17 protein-coding genes are annotated in these 14186 nt (G+C 48.2%); 15 read left to right on the top strand and 2 right to left on the bottom strand.

The window, feature by feature from the left end:
• Positions 1-46: 46 nt before the first annotated feature.
• From VN379_RS24565 to VN379_RS24530, 8 genes are all read left to right on the top strand, one after another.
• A complete protein-coding gene (locus tag VN379_RS24565; RefSeq protein WP_325538765.1) occupies positions 47-427 on the top strand; it encodes a holo-ACP synthase in 381 nt (126 codons plus the stop codon).
• On the top strand, positions 427-1977 hold the full coding sequence (locus VN379_RS24560) for an NAD(P)H-hydrate dehydratase (RefSeq protein ID WP_325538764.1): 1551 nt from the start codon (positions 427-429) through the stop codon (positions 1975-1977). The genes VN379_RS24565 and VN379_RS24560 overlap by 1 nt, the downstream gene beginning before the upstream one ends.
• An 87-nt stretch (positions 1978-2064) precedes the next feature.
• Positions 2065-2340, top strand: a complete 276-nt coding sequence (locus VN379_RS24555) for a CopG family ribbon-helix-helix protein (RefSeq protein ID WP_325522140.1) — start codon at positions 2065-2067, stop codon at positions 2338-2340.
• Positions 2341-2342: 2 nt separating this feature from the next.
• Positions 2343-2693, top strand: coding sequence for a type II toxin-antitoxin system PemK/MazF family toxin (locus VN379_RS24550; protein WP_084578226.1), 351 nt, complete (start codon positions 2343-2345; stop codon positions 2691-2693).
• Positions 2694-2793: 100 nt separating this feature from the next.
• Positions 2794-3699, top strand: a complete 906-nt coding sequence (locus VN379_RS24545; protein ID WP_325538763.1) for a ComEC/Rec2 family competence protein — start codon at positions 2794-2796, stop codon at positions 3697-3699.
• Positions 3700-3705: 6 nt separating this feature from the next.
• Positions 3706-3933, top strand: a complete 228-nt coding sequence (locus VN379_RS24540) for a DUF3006 domain-containing protein (protein ID WP_325538762.1) — start codon at positions 3706-3708, stop codon at positions 3931-3933.
• Positions 3934-4066: 133 nt separating this feature from the next.
• Positions 4067-5200: an N-acetylmuramoyl-L-alanine amidase gene (locus VN379_RS24535; RefSeq protein WP_325538761.1), complete on the top strand. Its 1134-nt coding sequence runs from the start codon at positions 4067-4069 to the stop codon at positions 5198-5200.
• A 13-nt stretch (positions 5201-5213) separates the two neighbouring features.
• Complete coding sequence (locus tag VN379_RS24530; RefSeq protein ID WP_325538760.1) at positions 5214-5789, top strand: GerMN domain-containing protein; 576 nt, start codon at positions 5214-5216, stop codon at positions 5787-5789.
• 47 nt (positions 5790-5836) lie between these two features.
• On the opposite strand, the gene VN379_RS24525 is transcribed toward VN379_RS24530, so the two are convergent.
• Positions 5837-7396: a sigma 54-interacting transcriptional regulator gene (locus VN379_RS24525; RefSeq protein WP_325538759.1), complete on the bottom strand. Its 1560-nt coding sequence runs from the start codon at positions 7394-7396 to the stop codon at positions 5837-5839.
• Positions 7397-7578: 182 nt separating this feature from the next.
• On the opposite strand from VN379_RS24525, the gene thiL reads away from it, so the two are divergent.
• Genes thiL through rimI form a run of 4 tightly spaced genes read left to right on the top strand, consistent with a single transcriptional unit; the run spans position 7579 to position 10210 of the window.
• A complete protein-coding gene (gene thiL / locus VN379_RS24520; RefSeq protein WP_325538758.1) occupies positions 7579-8586 on the top strand; it encodes a thiamine-phosphate kinase in 1008 nt (335 codons plus the stop codon).
• Positions 8587-8591: 5 nt separating this feature from the next.
• The gene (gene tsaE, locus VN379_RS24515; RefSeq protein WP_325538757.1) at positions 8592-9086 is read left to right on the top strand and encodes a tRNA (adenosine(37)-N6)-threonylcarbamoyltransferase complex ATPase subunit type 1 TsaE; all 495 of its coding nucleotides are present in this window, start codon (positions 8592-8594) and stop codon (positions 9084-9086) included.
• Entirely contained in the window at positions 9067-9759 is a 693-nt protein-coding gene (tsaB, locus tag VN379_RS24510; protein ID WP_325538756.1) for a tRNA (adenosine(37)-N6)-threonylcarbamoyltransferase complex dimerization subunit type 1 TsaB, read from the top strand. Before tsaE ends, tsaB begins: the two co-directional genes overlap by 20 nt.
• Before the next feature lies 1 nt (position 9760).
• The gene (rimI, locus tag VN379_RS24505; protein ID WP_325538755.1) at positions 9761-10210 is read left to right on the top strand and encodes a ribosomal protein S18-alanine N-acetyltransferase; all 450 of its coding nucleotides are present in this window, start codon (positions 9761-9763) and stop codon (positions 10208-10210) included.
• Positions 10211-10371: 161 nt separating this feature from the next.
• On the opposite strand, the gene VN379_RS24500 is transcribed toward rimI, so the two are convergent.
• Positions 10372-10572 (bottom strand): alpha/beta-type small acid-soluble spore protein, encoded by a 201-nt coding sequence (locus tag VN379_RS24500; protein ID WP_075754166.1) that lies wholly within the window; start codon positions 10570-10572, stop codon positions 10372-10374.
• A 127-nt stretch (positions 10573-10699) separates the two neighbouring features.
• Between VN379_RS24500 and tsaD the strand changes: the two genes are divergently transcribed.
• From tsaD to VN379_RS24485, 3 genes are all read left to right on the top strand, one after another.
• Positions 10700-11728 carry a tRNA (adenosine(37)-N6)-threonylcarbamoyltransferase complex transferase subunit TsaD gene (tsaD, locus tag VN379_RS24495; RefSeq protein WP_325538754.1) on the top strand — a complete coding sequence of 343 codons (1029 nt, stop codon included), beginning with the start codon at positions 10700-10702 and terminating at the stop codon, positions 11726-11728.
• A 273-nt stretch (positions 11729-12001) separates the two neighbouring features.
• The gene (locus VN379_RS24490) at positions 12002-13447 is read left to right on the top strand and encodes a histidine kinase N-terminal domain-containing protein (protein WP_325538753.1); all 1446 of its coding nucleotides are present in this window, start codon (positions 12002-12004) and stop codon (positions 13445-13447) included.
• A gap of 1 nt (position 13448) precedes the next feature.
• Positions 13449-14030, top strand: coding sequence for an ANTAR domain-containing response regulator (locus VN379_RS24485; protein ID WP_144349208.1), 582 nt, complete (start codon positions 13449-13451; stop codon positions 14028-14030).
• The last annotated feature ends 156 nt before the right edge of the window (positions 14031-14186 follow it).

The following is a 14186-nucleotide window of genomic DNA, read 5'->3' as shown; positions in this document are numbered from 1 at the left end:
TAATTAACCTTGGAGTTATATCTGTAAATTTATGGAAGGTGAAATAGTGATTATTGGCATTGGTATTGACATTGTTGAGATAAACAGGATTAAAGCGGCTGTTGAGCGGGAGGCGTTTATACTGCGGGTGTTTACGGTTAGTGAAACAGCCTATTGCCGCAGCCGGGGTGTCCAGCAGGCAGCTTCATTTGCTGCACGCTTTGCGGCAAAGGAGGCAGTGTCCAAGGCGTTTGGCAGCGGTTTTGCAGGCGGACAGATCAAAGATATTGAGGTTGTAATCGACGGCAGGGGCAAACCAAGCATTGCCCTGCACGGCAGTTTTGCTGTGCAGGCAGGGGAGCTTGGTGTCACAGCTATCCATATTTCTCTGACGCATGCGCGGGAATATGCGGCAGCTCAGGCCGTTTTAGAGGGAGGCGGAAAGTGATGAAAGCAGCAACAGCTAGTGAAATGCGTGGGATTGACGGGATTGCAATTAATGATTATGGTATCCCCGGTGCGGTATTGATGGAGAATGCCGGGGTGGCGGTAGTACGCCATCTGGAGACAATCATGGAACCGCTGTCTGAGCAGAAATTCTGTATTCTAGCCGGCAAAGGCAATAATGGTGGTGATGGTTATGTGATTGCCAGACATATTGCCAACCAGGGGGGCAAGGTTAAGGTCTTTTTACTTGGCGAAAAAGAAGCTGTGAGCGGTGATGCCAGGGTTAATCTTGACATTATTGAGCTCATGGGTATTGATATTATTGAGATTAATAATGAGCGGGTGTGGGACAAGGTAAAGGTTACAGCTACCTTTGCCGACTGCCTGGTGGATGCACTCTTAGGTACTGGTTTCCGCGGCGAAATTAGTGGTGACATGGCTCAGCTTATTGATATTATTAATGCTGCCGGCAAACTGGTGGTTGCAGTAGATATCCCGTCCGGTGTGGATGCGGATACCGGACGGATTTACGGCAAGGCTGTACGTGCAACCCATACAGTGACGTTGGGTCTGCCAAAACCGGGGTTGTTTTTGTATCCGGGTGCTGAGTACGCGGGTGAGCTCACCGTGGCAGATATTGGGATACCGACGGCCATTGTGGCCGGGCAGGATATTAAGCAAAATATCATAATGGCAGATATGATCGGTAAAATATTACCAAGGCGCAGCCCGGCAGCCCATAAAGGCATGAGCGGCCGGCTGGCTGTTGTGGCCGGTTCGCGTGGTTTGAGCGGGGCTGCGGCTATGGCTGCCGAGGGCGCGCTCCGCGTCGGAGCAGGCTTGATTACGCTGGCTGCCCCGGCAAGCCTGCAGGATATATTAGCAGTTAAACTGACCGAGATCATGACAAAACCGCTTGTTGAAACCCTGGCAGGCACTATTGGCCAGGGGGCTGTGCCGGAGATTATCGAGCTGGCGTCAGGCAATGATGTATTGGCAATTGGGCCCGGGCTTGGCGGCCAGGAGGAGACATTGGCTGCGGTCCGCGCAGTTGTTGCTGCTGCCGAATGCCCGCTGGTCATTGATGCAGATGCGCTAAATGCGCTGGTAGGCTATACAGATATTCTAGTTGACTGTAGCGCATTACCGGTATTAACGCCACACCCCGGTGAGATGGCGCGGCTAACCGGTCTCTCTATCGAGGCTGTAAACGCAGACCGGGTGAGGGTGGCCCGGCAGGCTGCAGGTGAATGGGGCAGCATTGTTGTGCTCAAAGGGGCCCGCACAGTTGTTGCTTTTCCGGATGGAGAAGTATATATTAATACTAGTGGTAATGCAGGGATGGCCACAGGTGGAACCGGTGACGCCCTTACAGGCATCATTGCAGGCCTGATTGCCCAAGGGCTTTCCAGCCATGATGCAGCAGTAGCAGGCGTGTATGTTCACGGCTTGGCTGGTGATGTTGCAGCAGCAGCCGGTATGGTCGGGATGGCAGCGACAGATCTGATTAAAGCTGTGCCGGCAGCATTGTACGGCATAAAAGGCTATTAAAGTATATAAAAAAGTTGACAGTGGTATATAACTGCTTATATAATAATAATATCTTTTAATATGCTCCATACTGGCGGGGGTGAAGGTGTGGCAGAGTTACGGCGAATCATGATAAGTATTCCTAATGCATTGTTACAGGAAGTAGACGGCATAATAGCTATGGACAAATTGAGCAGAAGTCAGTTTGTCAGAGAAGCCATGCGTCTTTATATAGAAGAACGCAAGAGAAAAGCTGTACGGGATATGATGAAAAAAGGTTATCAGGAAATGGCAGTCATTAATCTGGCATTAGCCGAGGAAGGCTTATTGGCTGATATTGACACATTTGAACTGATGCCTGGCCTGCTGGCGGAGCGTGAATAGCGATGATTGTCAAGCGCGGAGATATTTATTATGCTAATTTGAGTCCTGTGGTCGGATCAGAACAGGGGGGCCACCGGCCGGTTCTGGTCATTCAAAATGATGTCGGGAACAAGTATAGCCCAACGGTTATTGTGGCGGCGATTACGTCGCAGATTTCCAAGGCTAAACTGCCCACACATGTTGAAGTAAACGCCAGTCAGTATAATCTTGAAAAAGATTCGGTTGTGTTGCTGGAGCAGCTCCGGACTATTGATAAGCGGCGTCTTAGGGAAAAGGTAACGCATTTAAGCGAAGAAATTATGAATAGGGTGGACGAGGCGATACGGATTAGTATTGGCTTGGTTCAGTTGTAGGGCTAGGTGTAGGCGGGAAACTGCCTATTTTTAGTTTAGCGGGCTGTAAAAAGCTGCGATACATAGAGTTGCCAGGATTTACATATGAGGAGAGAATTTAATGAAACTAACACGCAAGTGGTCATGGCTTGTCATTGCTGTGACCTTGTTTTCAGTTATCTTTGCGACTGGTTGCGGCAGCGCAGGAATAACCTCCCAGCCAGGTGGCAAGCTACCGGCTGTTGTCAGCGGCGCACCGCTCACTGTTAAGGTGCTTGATGTCGGCCAGGGAGATGCCATCCTTATTCGCACCAATGAGCAGGTGGTGCTTATTGATACCGGTGATGTTCCGGCCAGGGACAAGCTGGTCAGTATGCTGAAAAGTCAGGGAATTACTACTGTGGATAAACTTATTATTACCCACCCGCATGCCGACCATATCGGCGGTGCAGCTGCCGTATTTGCAAACTTTACCGTCAGGCAGGTCTATGACAGTGGACAAAGAACAACCTCAAACCTATACAAACAATATCTGACACAAATCAATAAAAAGAAGATTCCTTTTACTGTGGTTACTGCCGGGACAACGATCGAATTAGGCAATGAAGCAGTACTGAGCGTTCTGGCACCGGAGCAGCCGTTCATTGGCGGCTCGGAACCTGATCTCAACAACAACTCGATTGTGGCTAAGCTGGTATATGGCAATTTTTCAATGCTGATGACCGGCGATGCTGAAAAAGAGTCTGAAGAGCGGATGCTGAAAAAGGGTGCGGCCAGCCTTAAGAGCACATTGCTGAAAAGCGGTCATCATGGCAGTAAAACATCCTCGTCGCTACCTTTTCTGCAGGCGGTGAGCCCTGAGGCGGCACTCATCTCGCTGGGGGCCGACAATGAGTATCACCATCCGCATCCAATAACCTTAAAAAAATACAATGATAAAAAAATGAAGGTATACCGTACTGACACTGACGGGACCCTGACTGTTACGAGTGATGGGAAAACATATTCTATTACAAAGGAGCGATAAACTGTTATGGAAATAAAAGCCGTTATTGACCGGTTTGAGGGAAGCAAAGCCGTGTTATTAGTCGGTGCCAGCGAGACTGGCGTCAACTGGCCCCGGGAGCTGTTGCCGGAAACGAAAGAAGGCGATATTCTCTCGATACAGGTAACTGTGGATGTTGAGGCCACAAAACAGGCCCGGGCTGAGGCTGAGGCACTATTTGAGCAGATTATTCGACAGCAGGACAACAATAAATAACCGGCAGCACGAATACTTTACAGGTTCAGGGCATATATTGTATTTTTTTAGAAAATAAGACTTAAGTCCTGCAGGAGTTTTGACAAATAGCACGAATATTAACAAGACACTTCGCGGTTTGGAGGTGCCTTGATTGCGAAAGATAGCGTTGATGTTTCTGCTTGTCCTGTTTCTGGTTTCCTGGACAGGTGTATATGCCGCTCCGGACACTGCTCCGGAAGCTAAGCCTGTTATTAGTTTGCCGAAAGTAACTTCCGGTAAAACAATCGAAACTCGCGGAATTAGTCGTCAGCCGGAGCTTAGTCAGGTTCGGTGGGCTAACCATACCGAAGCCCTTACAGGTTCTGCGATGATGAGGATGGTAATGGATGTATCCGGCCCTGTTGAAGCGAGTGGAGTTGTTATTTCCGGGCCAACGCCGCGTCTTAGTGTGACTATAAAAGGGACAACACCGGGCAAAGCGATTAAAGATCTTACCTTTGACGGAAAAGTTATCGAGAAGGTAAGTTTTGCGGCCAGTGGTCAGGATACTAAAGTAATTTTTGACCTGCCAATTATGGTTGAGGATACCGACTACCGGGTATTTACCCTGCCCAGCGACGCCAAGGCTAACAAGCCTTTCCGGGTTGTTGTTGATGTAAATAAGCCTGTGCCATTGCCGGATTTTTCTTTTACAACCGGTTTAAAGGACAAGGTAATTGCCATTGACCCCGGCCATGGCGGCAGTGATCCAGGGGCTATTGGTCCCAGTCAGTATATGGAAAAGACGGCAACCCTGGCTATCGCCCAGCGGGTACGGACGCTGTTGGAGAAAGCGGGGGCCAAGGTGGTTATGACGCGTCAGGATGACCGTGATGTTTTCGGCCCTAACGCATCAGCTGTTGAGGAGCTTAAAGCGCGTTCGACAGCGGCCAATAGTCGTAAAGCTGACGTATTTCTGAGCATTCATATGAATGCCTTTACAGACCGGTCTGTAGGCGGCACGTCTACGTACTATTATCAGAAAACACAGTATGATGCTATGTTGGCACAAGCCTTGCAAACAAGTCTGGTTGAGGCGGGAAAACTGCAGGATCGTCGGACTAATCCGGCCAACTTCTATGTAATTAAGCGGACCCGGATGCCGGCGGCGCTGATTGAAATGGCGTTTATTTCTAATCCGGATGAGGAAAAACTCCTGGGTTCACCCGATTTTCAGCAGAAAATGTCTCTAGGAATAGTACGGGGGCTGGAACGGTTTTTTGACCAGGCTGCCAAGCTAAACTAAAGAGGTGGGTACTATGAAAAAAAACTTGAGATTGCTTATAATGGCCTTCTTGCTGACTTTAGCGTTTTTGATTGCAGGGTGTGACGGTGCGGCGCCTGTTAATCCGACAGCACCCGGGGCACCAGAGAAAGCAACAGAACAATCGCAGCAGCCCAATACGGCTTCCAATCCGGAACGGACTATGCAGCTTGTTGTTTATCATGCGACTAAGGATGCTATGTTTCTTGTGCCTGAAACTCATAAAGTGCCTGTCAACAGCCAACCGGCCCGTACTGCTATCGAGCTTCTCCAGGCCGGAACACAAAACCCGGCGCTTGTCAGTGTTATGCCTGCTGGTGCTAAAGTGAAGAATCTGACAGTTAAGGACCATATTGCCTATGTGGACTTTGACGATAAATTGATTAAAAAGAATGTGGGCGGTTCGACCAGTGAAACGTTGCTGGTAGGCGCTATTGTCAATACGCTTACCCAGTTTCCCGATATTCACAAGGTACAGATTCTGGTTGACGGCAAAAAGATTGACACAATATCAGGCCATATGGATACCAGTGAGCCGCTAAGCCGGTCAGAAAAGATTATTAAAAAGTAATAAGCAAGCAGCGGTTCTTCAGTGTGAAGAACTGCTGCTTTTTAATTTCAGCTCCGTTTTAATGACAGCCCGTATTTGTGCAGCTTTTTGAGTACGGCTGTATGGGATAGACCTAAAACAGCCCCCAGCTGACGGGAAGTAGTGTGTTTAGCCATCGCCTTAACAAGCACATCATGTTCAACTTCGTTAATAATCTCCTCAAGTGTCCGGTTGCAAGCCTGAGGGATGGCCGGCATCGTTGGTGTATAATCATGATCAAAGATAATATGCTCAGCCTGGATAATATTGCCGATGACAATTGTGACAGCACGTTCGATAACATTCTCCAGTTCGCGGATATTACCAGGCCAATGGTAGCCGGTAAGCTTTGCCAGCGCTGCCTGGCTGATGGTATCGGTCTCTTTATGAAGGCTGACAGCACAGCGTTTGAGAAAAAATTGAATCAGAAGCGGAATATCGTCTTTCCGGTCTCGGAGTGGCGGGATAAATAACGGAATTACATTAAGCCGGTAGTACAGGTCTTCCCGGAAACTACCCTTAGTAATCATGCTTTCCAGATTGCGGTTGGTAGCTGCCAGGACGCGTACATCAACAGGAATTTCCCTGCTGCTGCCGATACGCCTGACTTTTCCCTCCTGCAGCACACGCAGCAGTTTAGCCTGCAGGTGTGATGGGATTTCTCCAATCTCGTCCAAAAAAATGGTACCGCTGTTGGCAAACTCAAATAAGCCAGGTTTGCCGCCTTTGGCAGCACCGGTAAAGGCGCCGTCTTCATAACCAAATAGCTCACTTTCCAGGAGGGCATCAGGGATAGCGGCGCAGTTCAGTGGCACAAATGTTTTTTTATTGCGGGGGGAGGCGGCATGTAAAGCCCTGGCAATAAGTTCCTTGCCTGTACCGGTCTCGCCCCTGATGAGTACGGTTGACTCCCCTCTGGCAATAGACTTGGCCAGGGTGATTACCCGTTGCATTGACTGACTGGTATATAGAATCTCATCAAAGGTTATCTTTAATTGACTTGTAACAGTGAATACCAGTTCCCGGACGGCGCTGATGTCTTTGATAATGGCCACTGCCCCAATGATGCGGCCATTCTTATCAATGATAGGACGCCCGCTTGATAAATAATGGCTTTTGGTTTTTTCCAGAACAATCTCACGATTATTATAGCGGGTCCCGTATTGCAATGTCTCCAATAGCGGGCTGTTGGCAGGAAATATAGCAGCAAATGGCTGCCTGATAACCTCGCTTGCGGGTAACCGGACAATTTTTTCGGCAGCTGGATTGTACTGAGTAATGCGGCCTTCAAGATCAATCCCGATGATACCGTCACTGACAGCGGTTAGTACGGCATTAAGCTGTTCAGTTCGTTCCTGATGCGGCATGAGGTTAATCTCGTTTACAGCAGTAACCATGGCAATCGCACTTAATTCACGGATAAGATAGTGTTTGCTGAGATCATCAAGTGGCTCAATCTCTATATAAATCATATTAATCTCAAGCTCCATGGAGATGATATTGATTTTTCTGGAAGCAAGCACATTTGAAATATCAAGGACAAGGCCGACTCTGTCAATGTTGGATATTTTTAAACGCAGGTTATCCATATAAGAGGCCTCCTGATGTTGTTGTGTCCGTTATCTATGGAATAAATTTGCTATTATAACAAGAATTCCTTTGTTTCATACAACTTTTTTTTGCTTTGTGGTATACTACCCTTGCAGGAAATGTTTGCATAAAAGAGAAAGTAATTTAGAAACATTACACAACCCTAAAGGTGGTGTTTCTCATGAATGATCTTAGCAATTTGGGCGAATTTGGTCTGATTGATTTAATCAAACAAGATACAATCAATGATCATAGCAGTGTGGTAGTTGGCATTGGCGATGATGCTGCGGTGGTTTTACCTACCCCTCGTCAGTTGCAGTTGCTAACAGCTGATATGCTGGTTGAAGCGATACACTTTGATTTGACGACAACAACCCCCTGGCAACTTGGGTACAAAGCTGTGGCTGTTAACCTGAGTGATATTGCCGCTATGGGAGGGGCACCCCGTCACGCGGTAGTGTCGGTGGCTCTGCCCCGGTCTATCCCGGTTGACTTTGTTGTTAATCTGTATAAAGGTATGAAAGAGATATGCCGTGAGTTTGGCGTCAACATTGTTGGCGGCGATACTGTTTCCAGTCCGCAGGGCTTGGTGATTAATGTGACTGTAACAGGCGAGGTTGAACCGGCCAATGTGGTTCTCCGTTCAGGTGCCCGGCCTGGTGATGTTGTGGCTGTCACCGGTAATCTGGGAAGTTCGGCAGCAGGGTTAGATCTTTTACAAGCCGGCGAATGGGAGGATGATGCTTTTGCCTGGCCACTGGTCACAGCTCATCTGACTCCCAGACCGCAGGTCAAAACCGGCCAATTACTGGCAGCCCTCGGTGCGACCAGTATGGATGATGTCAGTGACGGGCTTGCGAGTGAAGCCCATGAAATAGCTAAAGCCAGCCAAGTAGGCATTAAACTGTACTCTGATAAAATCCCGCTTGCACCTGAATTGGCAGGAGCTGCTGCTAAGTTTAATAAACAAGCGATTGACTATGCACTTTTCGGTGGTGAGGATTTCCAGTTAGTGTTTACGATGGAACAAGGCAAGTATGAAACGCTGCAGGCCGAACATCCTGAACTGCGGGTGATAAGGGTTGGCGAGGTCGTTGACGCCAGCGAGGGTGTGACACTTGTAGATGAAACCGGTCAAGTGAAAAAACTAGAACCCAGAGGGTTTAACCATTTCCGCCAGGAGGAGTAATACTAATGTTCGTTATTAAGACTAATTCGCCTGATGAAACCTACACATTTGGGGAGAATGTGGCTAAGTTGTTGAAATCAGGTGATATTTTGTGCCTGGCCGGTGACTTGGGCGCCGGTAAAACACTGTTAAGTCAGGGGATTGCTGCCGGACTTAAGGTGACTGAGGGCGTTTCCAGTCCGACCTTTACCGTACTCAATGTATATGAGGGCGTGGCCGGCAGCGGTCAGGAGCTGTCAATATATCATTTTGACCTTTACCGGTTGGAACATCCGGCCGAGCTTGCTGATATTGGTTTTGATCATTATCTTGGGGCTGGCGGCATTGCAATTATTGAATGGCCGGACAAATTCCCGGAATTTTTACCAACAGAACGTCTCTGGCTGACAATGAAGACAGGTGAGTGCCCTAGTGAACGGATACTTTGCCTTACGGCTGAGGGGACGCGGTATGTAGAGCTTTGCGAGGAGTTGAAACAGGTTGCCGATTCTTGCTATTGATACAGCCACCCTCGTGTCCAGCGTTGCTATTGCCACGCCAGATACACTGGTGGCTGAACTTACTGTTCAGACACGAAAAACTCATTCTGAACGGTTAATGCCCCATATTTCCAGTCTGCTCACGATGGCGGAAGTTTCTCAAAACAGTCTTAAAGCAGTTGCTGTAAGTATTGGTCCGGGTTCGTTTACCGGTCTTAGGATCGGGTTGGCTACAGCAAAGGCACTCGCCTATGCACTTAATATTCCATTAATCGGCGTGCCTACTCTAGCCGCGATGGCTTTTGCCTGTCCGGCGCCGGGTGTACTTCTGGCACCTATGCTTGATGCCCAAAAGGGAAATGTCTACCTTGGCTTATACGAGTGGTGCGAGGGTGTTATGGCAGAGGTAGAGCCGCCACGGGTAGTGGCCTTTACTGCGGCCAACGCTGAACTTACCGCTAAAGAACGGCCTGTCCTGTTACTGGGTGAGGCAGCGGTAATGTACAAAGACGAGATCGCCCAGCCTGCACCACCCCATGTTGTTATGCCGCGGGCCGGTAGTGTGGCTGTTTTGGCCCAGCAGTTGTATGCTCAGGGTATAAGGCATGATGTAGCTGCGCTGGAGCCGTTATATATCAGACGTTCAGAGGCTGAAGAACTATGGGAACGTCGGCAGTCGCAGGAGTGTCGCTGAAATGTCGGAATTAACCATACGCCGCATGCTAAAGAGCGATATTGATGAAGTAGTCGTTGTTGAGAATAAGGCCTTTACTATGCCCTGGTCGCGGGCTGCTTTTGAAGAGGAAGTCTGCAACAATGACCTGGCACATTATCTGGTTGTGACAGATAATCGCCGGATTGTGGGCTATGGGGGCTTCTGGCTGGTTGTAGATGAAGCGCATGTGACAAACATTGCGCTTTTGCCAGAGTATCATGGACGCGGTCTGGGATCACTCTTATTGGAGAACATGATTCTTACTGCTAAAGTCCAGGGGGCAGTCAGTATGACCCTCGAGGTCCGTCCGTCCAATACATCGGCCCGGAAGCTATATTCGCGCCGGGGTTTCCTCGAGCGTGGCATCCGTCCCAATTATTACGCCGAAATAGGCGAAGACGCATTGATCATGTGGTTGGATAATCTGTAGCAATCCCCAATAGCTAGTAATAATAAGCCGCAAGGTATAAAAAAAAGGGAGCCACGCTAGATTGTGGCCCCAGGGTGATTGTGTAAGATAACATATGCAAGACCAGGTATAAAGGTGACAAATAGAAGCAGGGCGGCCATAGCCGCCCTGCGCTTTACAATCTATTGGAGAGTAGATTCATACTGCTCGATCATTTTACGAACCATGTGACCGCCTACGCGACCGCAGTCGGCAGAAGTCATTGTAGACCAACCTTGGCTACGAACGCGTTCGGAAATACCTAACTCGTTAGCTACTTCCATTTTCATGCGGTCCAGGGCATTTTCAGCACCAGGATTAACAGGTTTATTCGAGCGTGCCATATATTCGCACCTCCTTTCCCGGACTTTATGTTGCTGTCCTTGATTCTAATTTGGCTCACTTTCGAGATTCTAATACATCATTTGCACCATGTAATAATTAGCAGACATGTGATGGAGGTCTTTTTTTATGACTCAAAGCTTAACATTGGCACTAGAAACAAGCTGTGATGAAACATCAGCTGCTATTGTCGCAAACGGGCGTACTATTTTAGCCAATATTATTTCGTCGCAAGTACCGACACACCAAAAATTTGGTGGTGTTGTGCCGGAGATCGCCTCACGCAAACACATTGAGAATGTTATTCCGGTTATTGACCAGGCGTTGGCAGAGGCGGGAACAACACTGGCAGCTGTTGATGCGATTGGCGTCACCTACGGCCCGGGTCTGGTCGGTGCCCTGCTTGTCGGTGTGGCAACTGCCAAGGCTCTTGCATTTTCTCTGAATAAGCCACTAATTGGTGTTAATCACTTAGAAGGGCACATTTTTGCCAATTTCCTGGCTCATCCTGAACTGGAACCGCCATTTGTGGCGCTGGTAGTATCAGGGGGGCATACCTCGCTGATTCACCTTAAAGATTATAATGAGCTTGTACTTTTGGGACAGACTCGTGATGATGCGGCCGGTGAAGCCTTTGATAAAATTGCCCGGGTCATGAACTTTCCTTATCCTGGCGGGCCTTACATTGATAATGCCGCCAAACAGGGGAACCCGGCAGCGATTGCCTTTCCCCGGGCTTTTGCCAGCAAAAACGGGGAAAATAAATTTGCTTTTAGTTTCAGTGGGCTTAAGTCGGCTGTTTTAAACTATCTAAACAGTGCCGCGCAGCGGGGCGAAGCTGTCAGTATTCCAGATGTGGCTGCCAGCTTTCAGGCCGCTGTTGTTGATGTGCTGGTTATGAAAACACTAGCGGCAGCAGAACATGCCGGTGTTACTAAAATCGTTTTAGCCGGTGGGGTAGCTGCCAATTCATCCCTGAAAGCCGAATTAACGACACAAGCCGGAAACCGGGGCCTTGCCGTTTTTTATCCGCCGCCGGTACTTTGTACTGATAATGCCGCGATGATTGCCTGCCGTGCTCATTATCAGTATTTGGCTGGAGATTTTGCCGACCTTAACCTGAATGCTGTACCTTCTCTTAAATTGGGCTGCCGGTGATGTGGACAACCTCAAAAAGAACATTGTGGATAGTGTGGGTAATTTAATAAAAGTGGCGTAATATCTTTGGGTAATAAGCATAAGGTCTGTGTATAACCCTGTGGATATTGTGGATAACTAGGGGGATAACCTTGGCAAAGTTGTAAAGAACGACCGTTGATTGTAACTTTGTAAATTTGGTACCAGATAACAAGGAATTTTTAAGGTTGCAGTTGAATACATAAAAGATTAAGCAGCGCATAGGTTTTGTTTTAGTGAACGGAGGAAAAGTTTATGGGCGTAGCGGCAGATATTTGCCGGAAAATAACAGTCTTAACTCCAAGCCAAACTCAATTTATTGATAAAGTATCAAGTATTCTGGGGCTGGCTGCTGACCTTGCGCATGCTCAGGTTACCCTGTATGCTGCGGCCCGCAATGAAAATTTTTTAGCAATTGTCGCGCAAGCTAAACCCAATACCAGCTATATTGATTTTAAAACAAATATTTTGGGGAGTACCGTACAATCAAGTGAGGAACCATTGGTCTGGCGAACATTGCTTTCTGGAGCCAATATAGCCGGTCAGCGCGAGTGGGCGCTTGGTATGGACGCACTTGAGATGCGGGTTTTCCCAATCAAAGACCCTGCCGGGAAGATCATTGCTGCGGCAAGCTTTGAGACCAACAGCCAGGAGGCCAGTGCCAATGGTCATGGCATGCTTGTGGAAACAGCATATATGCTGCTAACGATGGCAGCAGACGGAGGGCCGCTGGGGCGTAAAATTTACCGGCCGCTGGCAACCCGGGATGGCATAGTTATTATTGATGAACGCGGTCATATTGCATTTGCTAACTCAGCAGCAGATGGAATCTATAAAGTGCTGGGTATCAACCATATTATTGGCCGGCGGGTGTCTGACCGTCAGGTCAATATGAAGCTGGCACAGCAGGCTTTGTCGACTGGGTTAGCGGTGGAAAAAGAAGCTGAAGCCGGCAACATGATCCTGGTGCAGCGGGCTATTCCGATCTTTGTCGGCGGCCTGGTAGTGCGTACTGTATTTATTATTGCTGATGTTACCGAACTCAGGAAAAAAGAAAAGGAGCTGCTGGTAAAGTCAGCCGTAATCCAGGAGATACACCATCGGGTCAAGAACAATCTGCAAACGATTGCCAGTTTGCTCAGATTGCAGGCCAGACGCACCACAACGCCGGAAGTGAAAGCTGCGCTTAGAGAAAGTGTCAACCGGATCTTGAGCATATCAGTTGTCCATGAGTTTTTGTCACAACAAGACAGAGAATTTATTGATGTGGCTGAAGTCACAAAAAATATTCTGGATTTGGTTATTCAAAATATGCTTGAGCCGGATTTTAATATTCAAACAGTGCTCAATGGGCAAACGGTTATATTACCGTCTGAACAGGCCAGTAGTTTAGCGCTAGTAATCAACGAGCTGATTCAGAATTCGATTGAGCACGGCTTTGTCGGGCGCAAAGAGGGCCTGATTGGTGTGGATATTGCGACAACACCGGACAATTATCAGATCGATATCTATGATAACGGTATAGGTCTTCCTACAGGTTTCTGCCTGCAAAACACTAACAGTTTGGGCCTCCAAATTGTCAGGACTCTGATAGAAAATGACCTTGGGGGAAAATTCCGCCTGTTTTCCAGTGCCGGGACGCATGCTTTTATTTCCATTCCCCGGCTGACGGAAGGCGCTAAAGAGGCGAAGGAGGAGTAACATGGACGCTTTGCGGATAGTAATTGCAGACAATGAGTCAATTATCAGGATGGACCTGAAAGAACTATTGGAAGAAGCCGGTCATACCGTAGTTGGTGAGGCTGCAGACGGAGCTAAAGCAGTTGAGTTAGCTCGCAAGCACCGCCCTGATCTTGTTGTTATGGATATCAAGATGCCTGAGATGGATGGTATTACAGCCGCCAAAATCATTTCTAACGAAAAGCTGTCGCCGGTGCTCCTCTTAACTGCTTTCAGTCAGAAGGAGATCGTGGAAAAAGCTAAGGATTCGGGTGTATTGGCTTATTTGGTTAAGCCTGTTAAAGAAGCAAACCTGTTTCCGGCTATGGAAATTGCGTTATCGCGGTTTCAGGAGTTTGCAGAATTAGAGCGGGAGCTGGAGGAAGTCAAAAACTCACTTGAAACCCGGAAAGTGCTTGACCGGGCTAAAGGTATTCTGATGGATGCGTACAGCCTAACCGAAAGTGAGGCTTACCGTCGCATTCAGCAGTACAGTATGAGCAAACGAAAATCAATCCGTGATGTGGCTGCAGCGATTGTTGAGTCAGCTACCCGCAAACGATAATAAGGCACATTTTTTTGCAGGGCAGGGGCTTTTAGAGCCTCTGCCCTGCAGAAAAATGTGCCTTATTATCGTTTTCGGGTGGCTGACTCAACAATCGCTGCAGCCACATCACGGATCGATTTTCGTTTACTCATACTGTACTGCTGAATGCGGCGG

Source organism: Sporomusa sp. (genome assembly GCF_035561255.1).
In the GTDB taxonomy this organism is placed as follows: domain Bacteria; phylum Bacillota; class Negativicutes; order Sporomusales; family Sporomusaceae; genus Sporomusa.
This window is presented reverse-complemented; position numbering and strand designations above follow the sequence as displayed.

Coding starts and splice junctions, on each gene's coding strand:
- VN379_RS24560 (WP_325538764.1), top strand. CDS start 427: ATGAAAGCAGCAACAGCTAGTGAAATGCGTGGGATTGACGGGATTGCA.
- VN379_RS24550 (WP_084578226.1), top strand. CDS start 2,343: ATGATTGTCAAGCGCGGAGATATTTATTATGCTAATTTGAGTCCTGTG.
- VN379_RS24545 (WP_325538763.1), top strand. CDS start 2,794: ATGAAACTAACACGCAAGTGGTCATGGCTTGTCATTGCTGTGACCTTG.
- VN379_RS24540 (WP_325538762.1), top strand. CDS start 3,706: ATGGAAATAAAAGCCGTTATTGACCGGTTTGAGGGAAGCAAAGCCGTG.
- VN379_RS24530 (WP_325538760.1), top strand. CDS start 5,214: ATGAAAAAAAACTTGAGATTGCTTATAATGGCCTTCTTGCTGACTTTA.
- VN379_RS24525 (WP_325538759.1), bottom strand. CDS start 7,396: ATGGATAACCTGCGTTTAAAAATATCCAACATTGACAGAGTCGGCCTT.
- thiL (WP_325538758.1), top strand. CDS start 7,579: ATGAATGATCTTAGCAATTTGGGCGAATTTGGTCTGATTGATTTAATC.
- tsaE (WP_325538757.1), top strand. CDS start 8,592: ATGTTCGTTATTAAGACTAATTCGCCTGATGAAACCTACACATTTGGG.
- rimI (WP_325538755.1), top strand. CDS start 9,761: ATGTCGGAATTAACCATACGCCGCATGCTAAAGAGCGATATTGATGAA.
- VN379_RS24500 (WP_075754166.1), bottom strand. CDS start 10,572: ATGGCACGCTCGAATAAACCTGTTAATCCTGGTGCTGAAAATGCCCTG.
- tsaD (WP_325538754.1), top strand. CDS start 10,700: ATGACTCAAAGCTTAACATTGGCACTAGAAACAAGCTGTGATGAAACA.
- VN379_RS24490 (WP_325538753.1), top strand. CDS start 12,002: ATGGGCGTAGCGGCAGATATTTGCCGGAAAATAACAGTCTTAACTCCA.
- VN379_RS24485 (WP_144349208.1), top strand. CDS start 13,449: ATGGACGCTTTGCGGATAGTAATTGCAGACAATGAGTCAATTATCAGG.